Source organism: Arthrobacter sp. SLBN-112 (assembly GCF_006715225.1).
Lineage (GTDB): Bacteria > Actinomycetota > Actinomycetes > Actinomycetales > Micrococcaceae > Arthrobacter.
Window position 1 is genome coordinate 1253005 of record NZ_VFMU01000001.1, and the last position, 17761, is coordinate 1270765.

A 17761-nucleotide genomic window follows, 5' to 3' on the forward strand; every position below is an offset into this window, starting at 1 on the left:
TCAGGTCCTAACCGCGCCCGGCGCCCGGCGGATATGCCACGTATGCGAACTGTCCCGAATCCGGGAACCAGCTGTTGACGTTCAGGGTGCCCTGGCCACCGAATACCGGCCAGGTGTGCAGTGGTGTGGTCCAGTCACTGGTGGACACCAGGACGACCTCCACCGGAAGGTCTGCGGGGTGGCCCAGGGTTCCAGCGGGAAAGCGGAGATAGCTGGCCAGGCGGCCGTCGGGGGAGAGGTGCGGGAACCAGTCGACCGTTCCGCTGTCCACCAGGCGCTCGAACTGGCTGCCGTCAGGGCGGACCCGGGCAAGCTGGGCGTGGCCTGGTGCCGCGGTGAACGACTCCGTGTTCAGGTACAGCCATATTCCGTCCGGAGAATATTCAGGCCCGTCGCAGTGCCGCTGGCCCACCTCCACGCTCTCCGGTGGGCCACCCGCGGACGCGATGGTCCGCAGCCGGCCAGGGCGCGCGAAGTCACCCGCCCCAATGTCCACGTAGGCCAGCCGGCCGCCGTCGGGACTGACGCCGTGGAGGAAATGGAAGGAACCGTCGTCGTCTGTGATCCTCGTGGCGTGCCCGCCTGCCAGCGGTGCGCGGTAGATATGGCCGTCCTCTCCTGAGAGGAAGATGCCGGTGCCGTCCGGGTCCAGGACGTGGTCATTATTGAGGTCCGGGACGCCGGTGAGCGGAACTTCGGTGAGGGAGCAGGCCGCCAGGTCGAGCCGCCACAGCCTGCCGTCTCCGTTGAGGATCAGCGCCCGGCCGTCGAGGGTCCAGTTGGGCGCCTCGAGCAGCATGTCCTCCGTGCGGAAGACGAGCGAAGATTCCCCGGTGACTGACGCCGTCCACACCTCGCAGCATTGGCCTGGTTGAAGGGTGCGGACCACGCCGGTTCTCCCTAGTCCTTGCTGCTGAAGGCGGCGTCGAAGCTGGTCTGGGAGGGTGGAAAGTCGTACTTCTTCAGGGCGGCGAGGGCTTCGGGGGCGCCGTGGAGGCGGTCCATGCCTGCGTCTTCCCATTCCACGGAGATGGGGCCGTCGTAGCCGATGGCGGCGAGGGCGCGGAAGGAGGCTTCCCAGGGGACGTCGCCGCGGCCTGCGGAGACGAAGTCCCAGCCGCGGCGGGGGTCGCCCCAGGCCAGGTGGGAGCCCAGGACGGTGTTCCGGCCGGTCTGCCGGACCTTGGTGTCCTTGCAGTCCACGTGGTAGATCCGGTCCTTGAAGTCCCAGATGAAGGAGACGGGATCAACGCCCTGCCACATCATGTGGGACGGGTCCCAGTTCAGGCCGAACGCTTCGCGGTGGCCGATCGCTTCGAGGGTGCGGACCGTGGTCCAGTAGTCGTAGGCGATCTCGGAGGGGTGGACTTCGTGGGCGAAGCGGACGCCGCATTCGTCGAAGACGTCCAGGATGGGGTTCCAGCGGTCGGCGAAGTCCTGGTAGCCGGCGTCGATCACCTTTTCGGGGACGGGCGGGAACATCGCGACATACTGCCAGATGGAGGAGCCGGTGAACCCGACCACGGTGTCCACGCCGAGCGCCTTGGCCAGCCGTGCGGTGTGTTTCATTTCCTCGGCGGCGCGTTGGCGGACACCTTCCGGGTCGCCGTCGCCCCAGACCTTGGAGCCGACGATGGCCTGGTGCCGGAAGTCGATGGGGTCATCGCACACGGCCTGGCCCTTGAGGTGGTTGGAGATGGCCCAGACCTTGAGGTTGTACTTGTCCAGGATCTCGAGCTTGGCGTCGACGTAGCCCGGTTCATCCCAGCGCCAGGCGTCCAGGTGGTCACCGGAGACGGCGATTTCCAGTCCGTCGTAGCCCCAGCCGGAGGCCAGACGGGCGACTTCTTCGAAGGGCAGATCGGCCCACTGGCCGGTGAACAGGGTGAACGGGCGGGGCATTCAGGGCTCCTTGAAGATAAGGGTGCTAGTGGCGGACGACGGTGAGGGTGCTTTTGTTGGCGGCGGACTGCTCCACCGCGTCCAGGACGTACTGGACGTTCAGTCCTTCTTCGAACGACGGCGAGGGCTGGCTTCCGTCCCGGATGGCCAGCAGGAAGTCGCGGACCTGGTGGGTGAAGGTGTGTTCCCAGCCGATGATGTGGCCCTGCGGCCACCACGCCTCCAGGTAGGGGTGCTCTGGTTCGTTGACCAAAATCCTGCGGAAGCCCTGCTCGCGGACCGGGGCCGTAGCGTCCAGGAAGCCGAGTTCGTTAAGGTTTTCCAGGTCGAACAGGAGGCTGCCCTTGTCGCCGTAGACCTCGATCTGGAGGGAGTTCTTCCTGCCGGTGGCCACGCGGGAGACCTCCACGGAGGCCACCGCCCCGGAGGTGAGGGACAGCGTGGCCCAGGCGGCGTCGTCGACCGTTACGTCCTCAAGCCCGCTTGCGGGACCATTTGCACCGGGGCGGCGGTCCACGAAGGTGTTGAGTCGGCCGCTGACCTCGGTGACCTGGTCGCCCAGGAGGAAAAGCACCTGGTCGATGGCGTGGGAGGCGATGTCCCCGAGCGCCCCGGACCCGGCGGTCTCCTTCCGCAGCCGCCAGGTCATGGGGGCCTGGGCGTCCGCGAGCCAGTCCTGGAGGTAGGCGGCGCGGACGTGCCGGACGGTGCCCAGCCGGCCCTCGGCGATCAGTTCCCTGGCCAGGGCCAGGGCCGGGACGCGCCGGTAGTTGAAGCCGATCATCGACTGCACCCCGTTGGCCCGGGCCTTGGCCGCGGCGGCCGTCATCAGCTCGGCTTCCGCGAGGGTGTTGGCCAGCGGCTTTTCCACCAGGACGTGCTTGCCTGCCTCGAGCGCGGCGATGGCGATCTCGGCATGCATCCACCCCGGGGCGCAGATGTCCACGACGTCAATGTCATCGCGGGTGATCACCGTGCGCCAGTCGGTGGCTGATTCGGCCCAGCCGTACTTTGCCGCGGCCTCTGCCACGGCACCGGCGTCCCGGCCCACGAGGACCTTTTGTTCGAAGGCCGGGACGTCGAAGAAGCTGGCCACGTTCCGCCACGCGTTGGAGTGGGCCTTGCCCATGAAGGCGTAACCGATGGCGGCCACACCCAGCGGGCGGGAAACCCGGCGGGAGGCCGGCGGTTCGGACGGGTGTGCGGGTGTGGTCATGATGCGTTCCTGCGTGCTTCCTGCTGGCTGGACTACGTGCTGGATTACTTGCTGGATCAGAGGGTGGCGGTCTCCGGCGCCCAGTCCTCGGGGAGGGCGGGCGACGCCGGGGCAGAGCTTTCCACATCCACGAACGTGCCGGACTCGACGGACTCGGAGATGGAGACCATGGTGTCCAGGACGTGGTAGGCCAGCTCACCCGTAGCGCGGTGCAGGACGCCGGCACGGATGGAGCGCGCCATGTCCAGCACGCCCATGCCGCGGCCGTTGGCGGGCCCGGTGGCCGGAACGGTGGTCCAGTCCTCGTCACCGGCGCGCCAGAGCTTGATGTCGCCGGTGAAGTAGTTGGGATCCGGCAGCGAGATGGTGGCTTCGGTGCCGGTGATTTCCACGAATCCCATGCGGGTGCGGGGGGACTCGAAGGAGAAAACGCTGTGCGAGGAGGCGCCAGACTCGAACTGCGCCATCGCGGAGACGTGGGTGGGCACCTCGACGGTGAATTCCTCGCCCGCCTTGGGGCCCGAGCCGATGACCCGCACGTCCTTGGCCTTGGACCCGACGGCGGCCACCTTGCGGATGGAGCCGAAGGCCTGGACCAGGGTGGTGAGGTAGTACGGCCCCATGTCGAACAGCGGGCCCGCGCCGTGCTGGAAGAGGAAAGCGGGGTTCGGGTGCCAGGATTCCGGGCCGGGGGTCTGGAACGTCGTCATGGCTGTCAGCGGGGTGCCGATGTCGCCGCGCTGGATCAACCGCAGGGCGGTTTGGATCCCGGCGCCCAGGAAGGTGTCCGGGGCGCAGCCCAGGCGGATTCCGGCGGCGTCTGCGGTCTTGAGCAGGCCTAGCCCGGATTCCCGGTCCAGGCTGAACGGCTTTTCCGTCCAGACATGCTTGCCGGCGTTGACGGCGGCGGTGGCCACCTCCACGTGCGCGGCGGGAATGGTGAGGTTGACGATGATTTCGACGTCCGGGTGGTTCAGTGCCTTGTCCACCCCGCCCCACTCGGGGATGCCGTACTCCTTGGCGCGGGCCTCAGCCGCGTCCTCGAAAAGATCCGCGATGACGAGGACCTTAAGGTCCGGGAATGCGGTGAGGTTGTCCAGGTACTGCTTGCTGATCACGCCGGCGCCGATGACGCCGACGCCCACCGGGCCCTTGCGGGAAGCTGTGGTGCTCATGCTTTTACTCCTTCGCCTGCAGCGTTGAGGAAGGAAAGGCTCTCGTTGATGCCTTCGAAGATGTCGCCGGCGTAGTCGTCGAACTCCACCACGCCCACCTCCAGCGACTTGGCCGCGGCGATGACGTCCATGACCGGCACCTTGCCCTGGCCTGCGGGCTGCTGGGCCTTGTTGTCCTTGTTCAGGGGGCCGTCCTTGATGTGGATGAACCTCACGCGGTCGCCAAGCTTGGTGAGGATGTCCACCGGGTCCTGGCCTCCGACGGCCACCCAGTACGTGTCCACTTCCAGGACAAGTTCCGGGTCCAGCAGGGACTCGAAGTACTCCAGGGCCGTGCGGCCCTCGACGATGGACTCCAATTCCCAGGCGTGGTTGTGGTAGCCAACGCGGATGCCGTATTCGGCGCCCTTCTTGGCAGCAGCGTTGAGCTTTGCAGCCGTTGCCTGGATGTCTTCGGCCTTCTGCCAGTGCTCGGCGGGCAGGAACGGATCGATGACGGTGGTGATGCCCAGTTCCTTGGCCGCTGCGAAGATCTCGTCCTGGTCCTGGCTCATGAGGGGTGCGTGGCCGGATGGTGCGGTAAGCCCGTTCTCCTTCAGGGCCGCGCCGAGTTCCTTGGCCGTGGCAACGAAGTTGTACGGCTCGACCTGCGTGAAGCCGATCTCCGCCACCTTCCTGATGGTCCCCGGAAGATCCTCCGAGATTGCGTTGCGGAGGGTGTAAAGCTGCAGTGAGTAGGACATGGGTTTCCTTAGGTGTTCTGTAGGTGTGGGCTGGGGTCAGCGGCCGGCGAGCGAGCCGCCGATGCCGCCGACGCTGAAGTACTTGTTCAGGGTGGCGAAGACGATGACGGGCGGGAGCATCATGACCACGGCCAGGGCCATGACGGAGGTCCAGTCCGTTGCATTCTGCTGGAAGAAGGACTGCACGCCCATGGGCAGGGTGAAGATTTCATTCGAGCGCAGGAACACGATGGCCACCAGGTAGTCGTTCCAGGCGAGGAGGAAGGCGAAGATCGCTGTCGAAAGGACACCGGGAAGGGAGTTCCGGAGCACCACCTTGGTGAAGGAACCGAAAACCGAGCAGCCATCGATCCAGGAAGCCTCCTCCAGGCTGATGGGGATGGAGTCAAAGTAGGCGGCCATCATCCAGGTGGCAACCGTCATGGTGGAGCCGACGTAGATGATGGTCAGGCCCAGGAGGTTGTCCACCAGGCCCATGCCGGCGAACAGGATGAACAAGGGCACCACCGAGGTGATGATGGGCAGGGACTGCATGACGAACAGCAGCAGCGAATATCCGGAAACTGCCTTGCTGCGGCCCCGGGAGAGGACGTACCCCGCTGGTGCGGCGACGGCCACCGAGACCACCACGGTGGAGAGGGTGGTGATCAGGCTGTTCTTAAGCCACGTGGCGGCGAGCGTTTTGGAGAACACGTTGCCGAGGTTTTCGAAGGTCAGGCCCGTGGCGGTGCTGTTGGGCCCGGGAGTGAACGCCAGCAGCACTGTGACCATGATGGGCACCAGCACGATCCCGGTGATGATGAGGATCGCGGCGAAGCGCCACCAGCGGCCGCGCTGGCCGGCCTCGGAGAGGACCTTGCGGCGTTTGCCGGCGTCGACGCCGAGTGCGGGGCCGGATTCGGGATGGGCGTGGAGTACTGCACTCATTATTCGACGCTCGACTTTCGGATCTGGCGGTACAGGATGACCGAGATGACCACCAAGGTCATGGTCATGAGGAAGGCGATGGCCACGCCGGGGCCGGTGGCGAAGTCCTGGAACACGGTGCGGTAGGCCAGGACCACCAGGGAGGTGGTGGCGTTGACCGGGCCGCCGCCGGTGAGCAGGTAGATGGTGGGGAAGTCGTTGACGCAGAAGATGGTCATCAGGATCCAGCTGATGTAGGTGGAGCGGGCAATCAGCGGCAGGGTGATCTGGGTGAACTGCTGCCAGCGGCTGGCCCCGTCCATGCTGGCTGCCTCATAGACGGTGGTGTCAACGGATGCCAGGGCGGCCGAGATCATCATCATCATGAAGGGGAAGCTGACCCAGACCTTGAACACCATCACCGTGATGGAAGCCAGCGAGGGGTCTGCCAGGAAGAGCGGGGTGCCCATGCCCAGGTTCCGGAACAGCGACGGGATAAGGCTGTCCGGGGTGGCCACCAGCCAGTTCCATGCGGTGGAGGACACCACGATGGGCACCACCCAGGGCAGGAGCAGCAGGACCTTGAAGGTGCCTCCTGCCGGGATCCTGGTGCGCAGGAGCAGGGCCAGGCCCAGGCCCACGAGCCAGGACCCGAAGACGCCCACGATGGTGAACCACAGGGTGAACTGGGCGGCTTTCCAGAATGCCGGCGAGGTCAGGACGGTGGCAAAGTTCTGCCCGCCCACGAAGTTGCCGGTCTGGAGCAGGTCTCCGTCGTGCGTCGCCTGGATGGCCGCATAGATCAGCGGGTAGCCGTGGATCAGGACAAGGAGGACCACGGAGGGAAGCAGGAGCCAAAAGAAGGTCCTGGTTGCCTGGGCGGACAGCTTGCTCCGGCGTTTGCCGGGGACCGTCCCGGACCCGCCGGGGGCAATCCCGCGGCGGGCCCGGGCCAGGCCGGACTGGGTGGTGGTGCTGGACATGGGCGGCCCGTCCTACTTCTTCAGGACGGATTCGAGGCCGGACTGGAAGGTCTGCAGGGCAGTCTTGGCGTCGGCCTTTCCGGTGATGATGGTCTGGCTGAACTGGTTCAGTGCCTGCCCGCCGTCCAGTGCGGCGAGGTTGGCGTTGAGTTTGCTGCCCTGGGCCGCGAAGGTCTTGGCGATGGGCTGCCAGTCCTTGACGATCTTGACGTTGTTGGGGTCGTTGGCGAACTCGGGAATCTCAGTGATGGACTTGAAGACCGGCAAGGCGGACATCAGCTTCTTCTGCCACAGCTGCTTGAGCTGGCCCAGATAGTACACCAGGAACTCTTCCGACGCCTCCTGGGACGGGGTGTTGGTGTACATCATGATGTTGTTGGGGAAGACGATCGTTGCCTTGTCCCCGTGCGGACCCTTGATGGGGTCAGCCACCAGCAGGTCGCCCGAGGTATCGCCCACGCGCTGCGGGACGTTCACCTGGAACAGGCCGTAGCCTGCCTTGCCGTCCTTCCACTGCGCGGACATGTTGTCCGTGGTGTAGCTGACCGCGGCGGGATCCACGATGCCGTTGGACACGAGTTCCAGGACGAACTCCATGGCCTCGACGTTACGGTCGTTCATCAGGTCCAGCTCGCCATCCTTGTTCCAGACACCGCCGCCGTTGTTGACCATCATCATGATCATGGAGTGGTTGGCGTAGTTGTTGCCCGCGCCTGCGCCGGTGGTGAAGCCGAACGCGCCCACCTTCTTCAGGGCCTTGCCCGCTTCCAGCAGCGACGGCCAGTCCGTGGGGAGCGCAACGTTGGCCTTTTCGAACAGCGACTTGCGGTACCAGAAAACGCGCATGTCCAGCTGCCACGGGACCGCCACATAGCCCTTGTCCGACTTGAACGGGTCCAGCACGCCGGGCAGGAAGTCGTCGAACTGGCCGCTGGCCTTCAGCTTCTCGATCACCTTGTCCGCGTATGCGATCTGGCCCTGCTGTTCGAACTGGAAGGCCTGGAATCCGCCGCCCGTGGACACGGCCGGGCCCGTCTTTGAAGCGATCGCGGAGGAGAAGGTCTGGTAGAAGTTGTTCCACTGGATGATCTGGTAGCTCGCCTTGGCGCCGTTGGCACCGGAGAAACCCTCCGCGATGCCCTTGGCGGCGTCGTTGTAGGCGGGCGTGGCCCAGGGCATATCCCAGAACTTGACGGTGCCGCCGGCACCACCGCCGCCGCCTTGGCTGGCGGAGCCGCCACCGCAGGCTGCCAGCAGCGGCACGGAAGCAGCCGCCGCCGTCAGGCCCAGGAAACCGCGCCGGGAGAAGGAGCGGCGCTGTTCGGATGTTGCGTTCATCATGTGTCCTTTCGGGACCGGCAGGCGTGATGCGCCGTTGATGCGGTCCTGCTCATCGTTGAGAGTGGAGGTGGGACTGGACTGCTGTTCAGGTTGCGTATCGGTGGGTCTGGTTACGTGTCAGCGAGGGTTGCGTAGAGGTCGGTCAGCCGGGCGAACCCGGCCAGATCGTCCGGCCGGGTGCCGGCGCCAAGATGGTCCTTCAGGCGCCGCCACGCCGACCGGTGGGCGGATTCGTAAAGCGTGGGAAGCAGGAGTTCGCCGTGGGCTCCGGTGACCCGGACTTCGGCCGGCCAAGCCGCGTTCGGATCCGGAAGCTGGACGGCCACCCCGCCGTCGGCAGTGTAAAGGCGGATATCGACGCCGGCCGGGCAGGCCGTGGTCAGCACGCCCTGGGCGGTGAACGGTGCGCCGTTGGCCAACCTGCCAGCCACGGCGTACCCCATGGCGTCGCTGCGGAGGAGGCTGACGCCGTCGAGCGTTCCGGTGACGGCCAGCAGCGCGGCCAGGTGCTCGCCAAGGAGCCGCCGCGGGTCCGTGCCGGGAGCCGTCGCGGCAACACTGTCCAGCAGTGACGCGGTGCCCAGGGCGCTGCGCACTGCGTCACGGGCGTCGGGGCCGTCGCCTTCTGCCACCAGCGCGGGGTTGGAGGCCCAGCGGAGGTCCAGGACGACGGCGGTTCCTGCGGCGTCTGCCGCGGCGGCCAGTTCGCGGGTGTCCTCGGGGACCGGGTTGGCCACCACGATGCCGCGGGCACCTGCGGCGACGGCGCGGCGGGCTTCGTCCGTCCAGCCGGGTTCGCCCGCAACCACCAGCACGTCCGCCGTGCTGTGCAGGTTCTTCGCGGCGGGTGCGAAGGTTGCCGGCAGTGAAGCCACCGTCTGGGTTACCGACCCGGCTTCCCGGGCGGTGGGGGATGCCGAGACCGTGTACTGGCCGCTCATGCCGAAACTCCTGCTTTTTCTGCCGCGCCGGACTGTCCTGGGGCACTATGCACGGTTGCGTCCGCGATGGCGAGGGCAAAGGTGAGGTCGTCGATCAGTGCCTGGGCGGAGGGCGCCTGGCGGGTTCCCCTGGCCAGCTCCGCCAGTTCACGCCATTCGCCCTCGTAGCCGTTATGCCCATAGGGGCCGAACGTGCGCGTTTCGCTGCCGCTGCGGCTGGTCAGGGTGGCGACGGCGGAGCCGGCCTGGACGTAGGACGGCGTGAAGTCGATGTGCAATGCCGCATCATCGGCGATCGCCTCGAAGGTCCATTCGGGTTTCCAGGTGCTGTTCATGACGGCACGCAGTTCGATGACGCGGGTTGGGGTGCGGAGCGAGACGGCGTAGCCGAACGGGCGGACGTGGAACACCTGGAGGACCTCGATGTCCGCGAAGTCCGGGGTAAACCGGCGGACCAGGGGCAGGTCGTGGATGGCCAGGCCCATGATCCCGCCCCGAAGCGCGTTCTTGATGACGTCGATGTCCGAGTAGTCGGGCTCGCCGGCGGCGGGGCGCGTGAGAATTTCGGTGGCGAAGTCCTCGAAGCGGGCATTGGGCGGCAGGATGATGGAGGAACGGATGGTGTGGACCTGCTCCGGGAGGTCGCCCCAGTTCTGTTCGGCCGCGAGCCAGCCCGGATCAAAGGTGTGCATGGCCCCCACGACGATGGGTACGCCCGTTTCGCTGCTGACCGCCGAGATGCGCGCAGCTTCCCCGGCGTTCATTGCGAAGGGCTTTTCGCAGAGGACGGCTTTCTTTCCGGCCCTGCAGGCGGCGATGACCTGGTCGGCATGGAACTGGTGGGGGCTGCAGATTGCCACGACGTCCACGGCCGGATCGTTCATCAGCGCATCCATGCTGGTGCCGGCGGTTGCTCCGACGCGGGCCGCCACCGAGGAGGCAACGGCCGGGTCCACATCCATGATGTGCCGGACTTCCAGGATGTCCTGGAGGCGTGCCAGGGCCGGGAGGTGGATGGCTTGGGTGACGGGCCCGGCGCCGAGGATGCCGACGCCGAGGGGGCTGTCTGCGGGCGCTGTGTCATGGGACAAGTTCAGTTACCTCTTTGTAAGCGGACTCTGGGATATGAGCGGACTCTTGTGCTGCCTGTGGACACGCTGCGGGCCGGGATCACTGCGGCTGATGTCCGCCATCGGATCCGCGAATGTGCCTTGAATCACAACGTAGAACTACTTTTGACGCACGTCAAGCAAAAGTTGTTTGTTGCGCGTCATTCTTCTGCCGTGATGACAGCCGTAAGTAAGAGTGTTATGACTTAGGCATGACTTCAGTGACGGGCAGGCAGGCCGCAAAAGACGCCGACGTCGGCAGCCTGTCGCGCGCCGGCGACCTCTTCCAGCTGCTGCGTGACGGCCAGGCCCGCACCCGCGCCGAGCTTGCCCTTAGTACGGGGCTGGCCCGGTCAACCGTGGCCTCGCGGATCGACGCGCTGATGCTGTCAGGCCTCGTCGGCCCCGCCGGCGAGGCGCTCTCCAGCGGCGGCAGGCCGCCGTCGCGCTTTGCCTTCAACCCGGCCGCCCGCCTGGTGCTGGCCGTGGACGTGGGCGCCACCCATATCATCGTTGCGGTCACGGACCTCGGCGGCAACATCCTGGCCGAACACCGGCTGGCTCAGCAGGTGGCCGACGGGCCGGAAGCGGTCCTGGACCAGGTGGTGGCGCAGGGCAAGGAGCTGCTGGCGTCCACCGGACGAAGCGTGGCGGAACTCGCCGGGATCGGAATCGGCCTGCCCGGACCCGTGGAACACGACACCGGCAAGCCCGTTAAGCCGCCCATCATGCCGGGCTGGGATGGGTTCGATGTGGTCAGCTACGTCCAGCGGTCGCTGCCCGTGCACGTGCTGGTGGACAACGACGTGAACATCATGGCGTTGGGGGAGCAGTCCGCCCACTGGCCCGAACACAACAACTTCTTCTTCGTGAAGGTGGCTACCGGTATCGGCTCCGGCATCATCAGCAACGGGGAACTGCAGCGCGGCGCCAACGGCACGGCAGGCGACCTGGGGCACGTCCAGGTGGCGCGCGGCGCGGATGTCCTGTGTGCCTGTGGAAACTACGGGTGCCTGGAAGCGCTGGCGTCAGGTCCCGCCGTCGTGCGTTCCCTCCGGGACCAGGGGCTGGACGTGGCGAAGGGCGCGGACGTGCTCCGGCTCGCCGCTGACGGCAACCTGCAGGCCATCCAGGCACTGCGCCAGGCCGGCCGGGACATCGGCGAGGTACTGGCCACCGTGGTCAACCTGCTCAACCCGTCCGTCATTGTGGTGGGCGGCAGCGTCGGCGAGACGGGGGAGCACCTCGTCGCCGGCATCCGCGAGGTGGTGTACCGGCGCTCGCCGCCGCTGGCCACCTCGCACCTGCGCATCAACGGCTCGCGCGCCGGCAGCCAGGCGGCAGTCCTGGGCGCCAGCAAACTCGTCACCCAGTATGTCCTCTCGCCGGCTGTCATCGAAGCAACGCTGGCAGGCGCCATCGCGGGGTAGGGCCTGCGATTACAGGCCCTACCCCGCCTGCGCGGCTTTAGGCTTCCGCCTCCGGTTCAGGTGCTTCGGTCAAGATCAGCGCAGTCCCGCCGTAGGCGGGCAGCTCCAGGAAGAAGCTGTGCAGGTCATCCACCTGCCCCACGGTCTCGCCGCTGAACAGGTCCTTGACGTTGGCACCTGAGGGGAGCTCGTTGGACTGGATGCTGCCGGCGATGTCCTGCCCGGAGAAGTTGAGCGCGGTGACCTGCAGTGTCCCGTCCGTCAGCCTGTTGACCAGCACCAGCGCGCTGCGGTTCGAAACGTCCGGGACATCGAGCAAGGTCCCGGTGGCAATGCCGTTCTCTTCACGCACGGTGAGGATCCGCTGCAACCGCCGGGCGAAAGACTCGGGGTCCTTCAGCTGGTCCGGCAGCGGGCCATAGAGGCTGCGGGCCCGCGGCATCCCGGAAGAGGAGGTGATTGCGTCCGGGCTGGTCCCCATGAGGTCATGGGCGCCGCGGTTTATCCAGCGGGTGTCACCCTGCGAGGTCAATTCCCGGACGCTGCTCCGGTCCAGGGCCAGGATTCCCGTGAGGTCCCAGCCGGACAGGGCAAAGACGCCGGGCTGCAGGGCGTTGTACATGGCCAGGAGCAGGTGGACGTCCCGGATCTGTGCTTCCTGTTCCGCGGTGGTGGCGGACGGGTCCTTGATGCCCAGCGCAGCCATGATGAAGCTGACCGAGGTGCAGGCAATGCCGTTGGTGGTGAAGACGGCGTTGTATGGCCCGTTCTCGCCGGTCAGCCGCTCGCGCATGGTCTGCTGGATCTGTTCGGCCAGCTGGGCGCCGGTGAGTTCCTCGCCGTTGAGCTCGAACATCTCGTCCCGGTGCCCGGCGGCGAAGTGCAGGAGCTCGTAGGTGAGTTCGTCATGGTTCTGCAGTGCATGCACCAGCGAGGCCTGGTCCACGCCGATCTCCAGGGACAGGCGGAGGGTCAGCCGCAGGAACTCGGTATCGGCCGTGATCAGGGCGTAATGGTACGCCGGCCGGGTAATGAAGTCGTAGGACAGGTCCGGGCCTGCTTCGGAGGTTGCCTTGATGTCATCAATGGTCAGGTTCAGCTCCTGGAAGGAGAACCCGCCAACTTTGCGGATCATGGACCCGATGAGCTGGTTGGCGGCCTCGGACAGCGGGTGTCCTTCGGACCAGCCGGGCTGCTCCTCGGCGCTCTTCTCCACGCCCAGGAAGCCGTTGGCATCAAGGCGCAGCGCCCCGGTGCCCAGGTCCACCAGCGAATGCAGGGCATCGCCCACTACCAGGCGCATTCCCGCGAAGGTGGGATCCAGCCAGTTGATGGAGGGCTGGCCTGCCTTGAAGTAGTGCAGGTAGACCCAGCGGCGGGTCTTCCCGGCCGTGTCCACGATCGGCCTGGTAGCGCTCCAGTTGGTTTCCTTCACCCCGGGTTCGTAGAAGATGACCCGCTGCAGCCGGCCGATGATGTAGCCGGCCTTCTGCAGTGCCTGCTCCGAGTCGGGGCTGAGGTTGACCGAGTCGGCCCCCTCGGGGACGTCCGGAAGCAGGTGCCAGTCCTCTTCCGGAATGTCCACCATGTGGTAGATGCCGGGGTAGTCCCGGAAATTCATCTCGGCCAGGCGGAAGTCCGCGCCCTTGCCGGTATGGCCCGGGACGATGTCGTCGATGACCGTGCCGTCATGCTCAGCAGCCACCTCGCACATCCGGCGGAACTCCTCCTCCGTGCCGAAGACCGGGTCGATCGCCATGCTGATGCGGTCGAAGTGCCCGTCCACGCTGGGCGTGTGGGACCAGCCGCTGATGCCGCCGGCGAGCTTTACGGGTCCGGTGTGGATCCCGCGGATGCCGATCTCACGGAACGCTTTCCACATGGTCGGATCACCCAGGGCGGAAAGGAATGACTGGCCGGTGGGGGTGATGAAGGACAGCGGGTAGGCGGTGAACCATACGGAGGCACGGTCGACGGCGGCCCGCGGGTTGGGATGGGCGTACGAGTTTTGCCACATGCTGGCCTGGCCGGACAGCTGCCGTGCCAAAGTATTGGCGTCGCCGAGCATGGCCTGGTTGCGGAGCCAGTCCACGTAGGCCGCGTTCCGCCCGTCGAACTCGAAGGACGGCCTGCTGCCTACGAACTGGCGCCGGCGTGCGATGGGCCGCAGCGCCTTTGGCCTGGCTGCGAAGAACTGCTCGTCGAAATTGACGTCCAGTTCCGCTGACGGCTCCGCAGCGCCCGCTTCCACTTCCCCGTTGCCTGCGGCTGCATCCGCTTCCGAAGTGTTCCCGCTGGTGCCCGGCTCCCGCATAAGCTCCTCTTTCCATTGCTCGTTTCCGTGCTGGCATGGATGCTCAAAAGACCCCTTGCCCAAGGAAAGGTACCCAGGGCAACAGGGAGTATTCGGCGTTCCCTCTCCCGATGCTACTGCGCAGCGGGGGCGGTGGGAGGGACAAACGTGCCCGGGCTAATGGATGCTTTGCCCGATCTCCCGGCCAATCTGCTGGAGGAGGGCGGCGGAGAGCCGGGGGTCCTTGCCTACCTATGCCCGCCCCGTACCGCGAATCCCCCTGTCCCCCTTGTTTCGCCGAGTTTGCCCACTAAGGCCGCCGCCGGTCGTATTCTTAGAACAAAGGTTTTGCAGTGGGCCGAAGTGCTGATAGCAGGGCTGAAGCATGGCCGCTGAACCCATGGGGCAGGTTGGCTGGGGACCGCTTCCAGTTACCCCGGAGCCGGTTTTCGACAGCAAGGACGTTGAAGACTACCTCCGGGATGTGACCCGCGATTTCATGGCGGGCATCAAAGGTGAGCGCCGCAGCATCAGCTGGGCGGCCACCCTCTTCCGCCTGGGCAAGGCTCACACCCTCGCGGCCAGCACTGAGCAGGCACTTGAGGCGGACCGCGAACAATGCTCGTTCGCCGATGGGCCGGTCATGGAAGCCATGCGGACCGGGGAGTTCGTCCTGGTGTCGGACCTGAGCCGGGACCGCCGCTGGCCCGGGTATTCCAGCGCCGCCGCCGGCCACGGCGTGCAGTCCCTGCTCTCTGTCCCCATCCTCACCGAAGGCGGGAGCAGTGCCGGCATCAACCTTTACGCGCCGTCCCCCCATACCTTCACCAGCGATGACCTGGTACTCAGCCAAAGCTATGCCCGTGAGGTGGCGCGTGCCCTGCGTGTTGTGGTCCGGGTGGCCGAGCGCGCGGAAGCGACGGCGGGCCTCGCCGTCGTCCAAAGCTCCCTGGTCCTGGTGGACCTCGCTGTGCGCAGCCTGATGAACGAATACGGACTCACCCGGGAGGGCGCGCTGCGGTTCCTGCAGACGCAGGCGCTGCACCATGAACTGGATCTCCGGGACGCGGCATTGAACGTTGTGGCCCCCACGGGGATGGGCCCAGGGGCCGGGCAGCCTTCGGGGCTGCGGCAGGAAACGTACGACGGCGTGGCGGAGCTGCCGCGGCCGTCGTCGGCGGGGCGGGACTTTCCAACCGGAACGTCGCCCCGCAAGGACGCTGCGGCGGGGAAGGAACCCCCGCCCGCTGCGGAAGGGAGGACGGCATGACCATCGAGAAACAGGAACTGCGCTCCATCGCGGACGGAGCGGACCGGCACCCCTGGCACCGGTTCGTTGCCCTGGGGGACTCCTACACGGAGGGAATTGGCGACCCTGAACCGCACAGCCTGGGCGGGCTTCGGGGCTGGGCTGACCGGGTGGCGGAGGAACTGGCCGACAGCCAACCGGACTTCGCCTATGCCAACCTGGCCATCCGCGGCATGCTGCTGCGGCAGATCCTCGACGGGCAGCTGGAACAGGCCCTGGAGCTGAAGCCCGACCTGATTGCCATGTCCGGCGGTGGCAACGACATCGTGTTCCGCCACGGCGACCCGGACAAACTGGCGGAAAAGATTGACGAGGCCGTGGGGATCCTGGCTGCCACGGGCGCCACAGTGCTGCTGTATGCCGGTCCGGACTGGGGGAACACTCCGGTGTTCGGCAAGGTCCGCGGCCGTGTGGCGATCTACAACGAGCATCTCCACAGGATCGGGGCCCGGCACCACGCCATCATGGTTGACCTCTGGTGCCTCCCGGAGCTGCAGCATGCGCTGATGTGGGATCCGGACCGGCTGCACCTGTCCCCGCTGGGCCACCACTCGGTGGCCGTGGCCACCCTCACCGCCCTGGGCGTACCGCACACGCTCAAGCCGTCCCAGCCCCGGCCACTTCCCGTCCACGGGTGGACGCAGGCCCGGGCCGAAGACCTGGTCTGGGCGAAGCAGTACTTCGTACCGTGGGTGCTGAAACAGATGCGGCCCCACCAGATGAATGGACTGGCAGCGAAGCGGCCGCTGCCGGGCCCGGTGTTCGGCCTGGGCCGTCCCGGGCCCTTCCCGCCCGGCCATCCGGCCGTCGGGACGTCCGTGCCCGGCGCCACCTATGTGGTGCCTGGAACGGACCCGGAATTGGGAACCGGCAGCGCGGCTTAGCGCTTCCTGGGGGAACGCTTCGCCGCGGCCTTCATGGCGGCCTTGGCCGCGGGCGGCAGTACGCCCTGCTCCGTTTCGGGTTCGGCCACCGTTCCGCGTGCCTTCGCGATGGCCTTCATGCCGTGGTAGATCACCAGGGCGGCAGCCGAACCCAGGGCAATGCCCGTGAACTTCAGGTCGCCGATGGTCCAGGTGTAGTCCGCGATGCCGATGATCAGGGCCACCGCGGCAGTGGTCAGGTTGACCGGGTTGGAGAAGTTCACCTTGTTCTGTACCCAGATCTTCACGCCCAGGATGCCGATCATGCCGTACAGCATGGTGGCTGCACCGCCCAGCACGCCTGCCGGGACGGTGGCGATCAGCTCGCCGAACTTCGGCGAGAAGCTGAGCAGGATGGCGAACATGCCCGCCACCCAGTAGGCCGCCGTCGAATACACCTTGGTGGCTGCCATGACGCCGATGTTCTCCGCATACGTGGTGGTGCCGGACCCGCCGCCCAGGCCGGCCAGGACCGTGGCGGCGCCGTCGGCCATCAGAGCGCGCCCGGAGACGCCGTCGAGGTTCTGCCCGGTCATGGCGGCAACGGACTTCACGTGGCCGATGTTCTCTGCCACGAGCACCAGGACCACCGGGACAAACAGGCCCAGGACGCCGATGTGGAACTCCGGGGTCTGGAAATGTGGCAGGCCTACCCAGGCTGCGGCGTCCATCTTGTCGTACTTCACTTCGCCGCGGAGCATGGCCACCAGGTAGCCCACCACCACGCCCACCAGGATGCTGAGCCGGCCCAGGATCCCGCGGAACAGGACGCTGACCAGGATGATGGTGACCAGTGTGATGAGGGCGGTGATCGGGGCGGCGTCGAAATTCTGCTTGGCGGCGGGGGCCAGGTTCAGGCCGATCAGGGCCACGATCGCCCCGGTGACGATGGGCGGCATCAGCCGGTTGATCCAGCCCGCGCCGAACTTCTGCACCACCGCACCCACCAGGGCCAGGGTGGCGCCGGCCAGCACTACGCCGCCCAGGGCGCCGGGGATGCCGAACTGCGCCTGCGATGCGGTGATGGGGGCGATGAACGCAAAGCTCGAGCCCAGGTAGCTGGGCACCCGGCCCTTGGTGATTACCAGGAACAGCAGCGTCCCGATCCCCGAGAAAAACAGCGTGGTGGCCGGCGGCATCCCGGTAATGATGGGCACCAGGAAGGTGGCGCCGAACATGGCCACCACGTGCTGCATGCCCACGCCAATAGTCAGGGGCCACGCCAACCGCTCATCCGGGGCCACCACCTGCCCGGGCTTGATTGTTTTGCCGGTGCCGTGCAGCTTCCATTTGATTCCGAGCATGCTCATGGGAAGGAATGCCTTTCAGGGGGTGCCGCGAGGGGGCAAAGAATAACTCGCTCCAGAATACCGCCAAGTATTTGCGCCGGGCGGCTGTGGCCAAGGTCACCCGGCGTCACGGGAAGAGGGGGAAAGCAGTTGAAGTTGCAACTATGGAAAGCATCAGAGGCCACCCCGGCAGGCGGGCGG

15 protein-coding genes are annotated in these 17761 nt (G+C 66.6%); 3 read left to right on the top strand and 12 right to left on the bottom strand.

From position 1 onward, the window contains the following. Positions 1–7: 7 nt before the first annotated feature. From FBY33_RS05900 to FBY33_RS05945, 10 genes are all read right to left on the bottom strand, one after another. Entirely contained in the window at positions 8–889 is an 882-nt protein-coding gene (locus FBY33_RS05900; RefSeq protein WP_142029719.1) for a TolB family protein, read from the bottom strand. Between the two features lie 11 nt (positions 890–900). After that, positions 901–1902 (bottom strand): sugar phosphate isomerase/epimerase family protein, encoded by a 1002-nt coding sequence (locus FBY33_RS05905; RefSeq protein WP_142029720.1) that lies wholly within the window; start codon positions 1900–1902, stop codon positions 901–903. Positions 1903–1927: 25 nt separating this feature from the next. Then, positions 1928–3118: a Gfo/Idh/MocA family protein gene (locus FBY33_RS05910; protein WP_142029721.1), complete on the bottom strand. Its 1191-nt coding sequence runs from the start codon at positions 3116–3118 to the stop codon at positions 1928–1930. Between the two features lie 56 nt (positions 3119–3174). Beyond that, entirely contained in the window at positions 3175–4293 is a 1119-nt protein-coding gene (locus FBY33_RS05915; RefSeq protein ID WP_142029722.1) for a Gfo/Idh/MocA family protein, read from the bottom strand. Then, positions 4290–5036 carry a sugar phosphate isomerase/epimerase family protein gene (locus FBY33_RS05920; protein WP_142029723.1) on the bottom strand — a complete coding sequence of 249 codons (747 nt, stop codon included), beginning with the start codon at positions 5034–5036 and terminating at the stop codon, positions 4290–4292. The genes FBY33_RS05915 and FBY33_RS05920 overlap by 4 nt, the downstream gene beginning before the upstream one ends. 36 nt (positions 5037–5072) lie before the next feature. Beyond that, positions 5073–5963, bottom strand: a complete 891-nt coding sequence (locus tag FBY33_RS05925) for a carbohydrate ABC transporter permease (RefSeq protein WP_142029724.1) — start codon at positions 5961–5963, stop codon at positions 5073–5075. Continuing rightward, positions 5963–6925 carry a carbohydrate ABC transporter permease gene (locus FBY33_RS05930; RefSeq protein ID WP_142029725.1) on the bottom strand — a complete coding sequence of 321 codons (963 nt, stop codon included), beginning with the start codon at positions 6923–6925 and terminating at the stop codon, positions 5963–5965. The genes FBY33_RS05925 and FBY33_RS05930 overlap by 1 nt, the downstream gene beginning before the upstream one ends. Positions 6926–6937: 12 nt before the next feature. Continuing rightward, the gene (locus FBY33_RS05935) at positions 6938–8263 is read right to left on the bottom strand and encodes an ABC transporter substrate-binding protein (RefSeq protein ID WP_142029726.1); all 1326 of its coding nucleotides are present in this window, start codon (positions 8261–8263) and stop codon (positions 6938–6940) included. A 113-nt stretch (positions 8264–8376) separates the two neighbouring features. Beyond that, complete coding sequence (locus FBY33_RS05940) at positions 8377–9207, bottom strand: hypothetical protein (RefSeq protein WP_142029727.1); 831 nt, start codon at positions 9205–9207, stop codon at positions 8377–8379. Then, entirely contained in the window at positions 9204–10298 is a 1095-nt protein-coding gene (locus FBY33_RS05945; protein WP_142029728.1) for a Gfo/Idh/MocA family protein, read from the bottom strand. Before FBY33_RS05945 ends, FBY33_RS05940 begins: the two co-directional genes overlap by 4 nt. A gap of 230 nt (positions 10299–10528) precedes the next feature. Here FBY33_RS05945 and FBY33_RS05950 point away from each other — a divergent pair, with 230 nt between their 5' ends. Continuing rightward, a complete protein-coding gene (locus FBY33_RS05950; protein ID WP_142029729.1) occupies positions 10529–11746 on the top strand; it encodes an ROK family transcriptional regulator in 1218 nt (405 codons plus the stop codon). 37 nt (positions 11747–11783) lie between these two features. On the opposite strand, the gene treS is transcribed toward FBY33_RS05950, so the two are convergent. Then, the gene (gene treS / locus FBY33_RS05955) at positions 11784–14060 is read right to left on the bottom strand and encodes a maltose alpha-D-glucosyltransferase (protein WP_142029730.1); all 2277 of its coding nucleotides are present in this window, start codon (positions 14058–14060) and stop codon (positions 11784–11786) included. A gap of 364 nt (positions 14061–14424) precedes the next feature. On the opposite strand from treS, the gene FBY33_RS05960 reads away from it, so the two are divergent. Both FBY33_RS05960 and FBY33_RS05965 read left to right on the top strand, forming a co-directional pair. Beyond that, positions 14425–15309 (top strand): GAF domain-containing protein, encoded by an 885-nt coding sequence (locus tag FBY33_RS05960; protein WP_142029731.1) that lies wholly within the window; start codon positions 14425–14427, stop codon positions 15307–15309. Continuing rightward, positions 15306–16232, top strand: a complete 927-nt coding sequence (locus FBY33_RS05965; RefSeq protein ID WP_142029732.1) for an SGNH/GDSL hydrolase family protein — start codon at positions 15306–15308, stop codon at positions 16230–16232. The genes FBY33_RS05960 and FBY33_RS05965 overlap by 4 nt, the downstream gene beginning before the upstream one ends. Here FBY33_RS05965 and FBY33_RS05970 read toward each other — a convergent pair. Next, positions 16229–17581: a uracil-xanthine permease family protein gene (locus tag FBY33_RS05970; RefSeq protein WP_142029733.1), complete on the bottom strand. Its 1353-nt coding sequence runs from the start codon at positions 17579–17581 to the stop codon at positions 16229–16231. The genes FBY33_RS05965 and FBY33_RS05970 overlap by 4 nt on opposite strands. Positions 17582–17761: the final 180 nt, after the last annotated feature.

Excerpts from the sequence above, each read along its gene's own strand:
- FBY33_RS05905 (WP_142029720.1), bottom strand. The coding sequence starts at position 1,902 with ATGCCCCGCCCGTTCACCCTGTTCACCGGCCAGTGGGCCGATCTGCCC.
- FBY33_RS05910 (WP_142029721.1), bottom strand. The coding sequence starts at position 3,118 with ATGACCACACCCGCACACCCGTCCGAACCGCCGGCCTCCCGCCGGGTT.
- FBY33_RS05915 (WP_142029722.1), bottom strand. The coding sequence starts at position 4,293 with ATGAGCACCACAGCTTCCCGCAAGGGCCCGGTGGGCGTCGGCGTCATC.
- FBY33_RS05920 (WP_142029723.1), bottom strand. The coding sequence starts at position 5,036 with ATGTCCTACTCACTGCAGCTTTACACCCTCCGCAACGCAATCTCGGAG.
- FBY33_RS05925 (WP_142029724.1), bottom strand. The coding sequence starts at position 5,963 with ATGAGTGCAGTACTCCACGCCCATCCCGAATCCGGCCCCGCACTCGGC.
- FBY33_RS05930 (WP_142029725.1), bottom strand. The coding sequence starts at position 6,925 with ATGTCCAGCACCACCACCCAGTCCGGCCTGGCCCGGGCCCGCCGCGGG.
- FBY33_RS05935 (WP_142029726.1), bottom strand. The coding sequence starts at position 8,263 with ATGAACGCAACATCCGAACAGCGCCGCTCCTTCTCCCGGCGCGGTTTC.
- FBY33_RS05940 (WP_142029727.1), bottom strand. The coding sequence starts at position 9,207 with ATGAGCGGCCAGTACACGGTCTCGGCATCCCCCACCGCCCGGGAAGCC.
- FBY33_RS05950 (WP_142029729.1), top strand. The coding sequence starts at position 10,529 with ATGACTTCAGTGACGGGCAGGCAGGCCGCAAAAGACGCCGACGTCGGC.
- treS (WP_142029730.1), bottom strand. The coding sequence starts at position 14,060 with ATGCGGGAGCCGGGCACCAGCGGGAACACTTCGGAAGCGGATGCAGCC.
- FBY33_RS05960 (WP_142029731.1), top strand. The coding sequence starts at position 14,425 with ATGGCCGCTGAACCCATGGGGCAGGTTGGCTGGGGACCGCTTCCAGTT.
- FBY33_RS05965 (WP_142029732.1), top strand. The coding sequence starts at position 15,306 with ATGACCATCGAGAAACAGGAACTGCGCTCCATCGCGGACGGAGCGGAC.
- FBY33_RS05970 (WP_142029733.1), bottom strand. The coding sequence starts at position 17,581 with ATGAGCATGCTCGGAATCAAATGGAAGCTGCACGGCACCGGCAAAACA.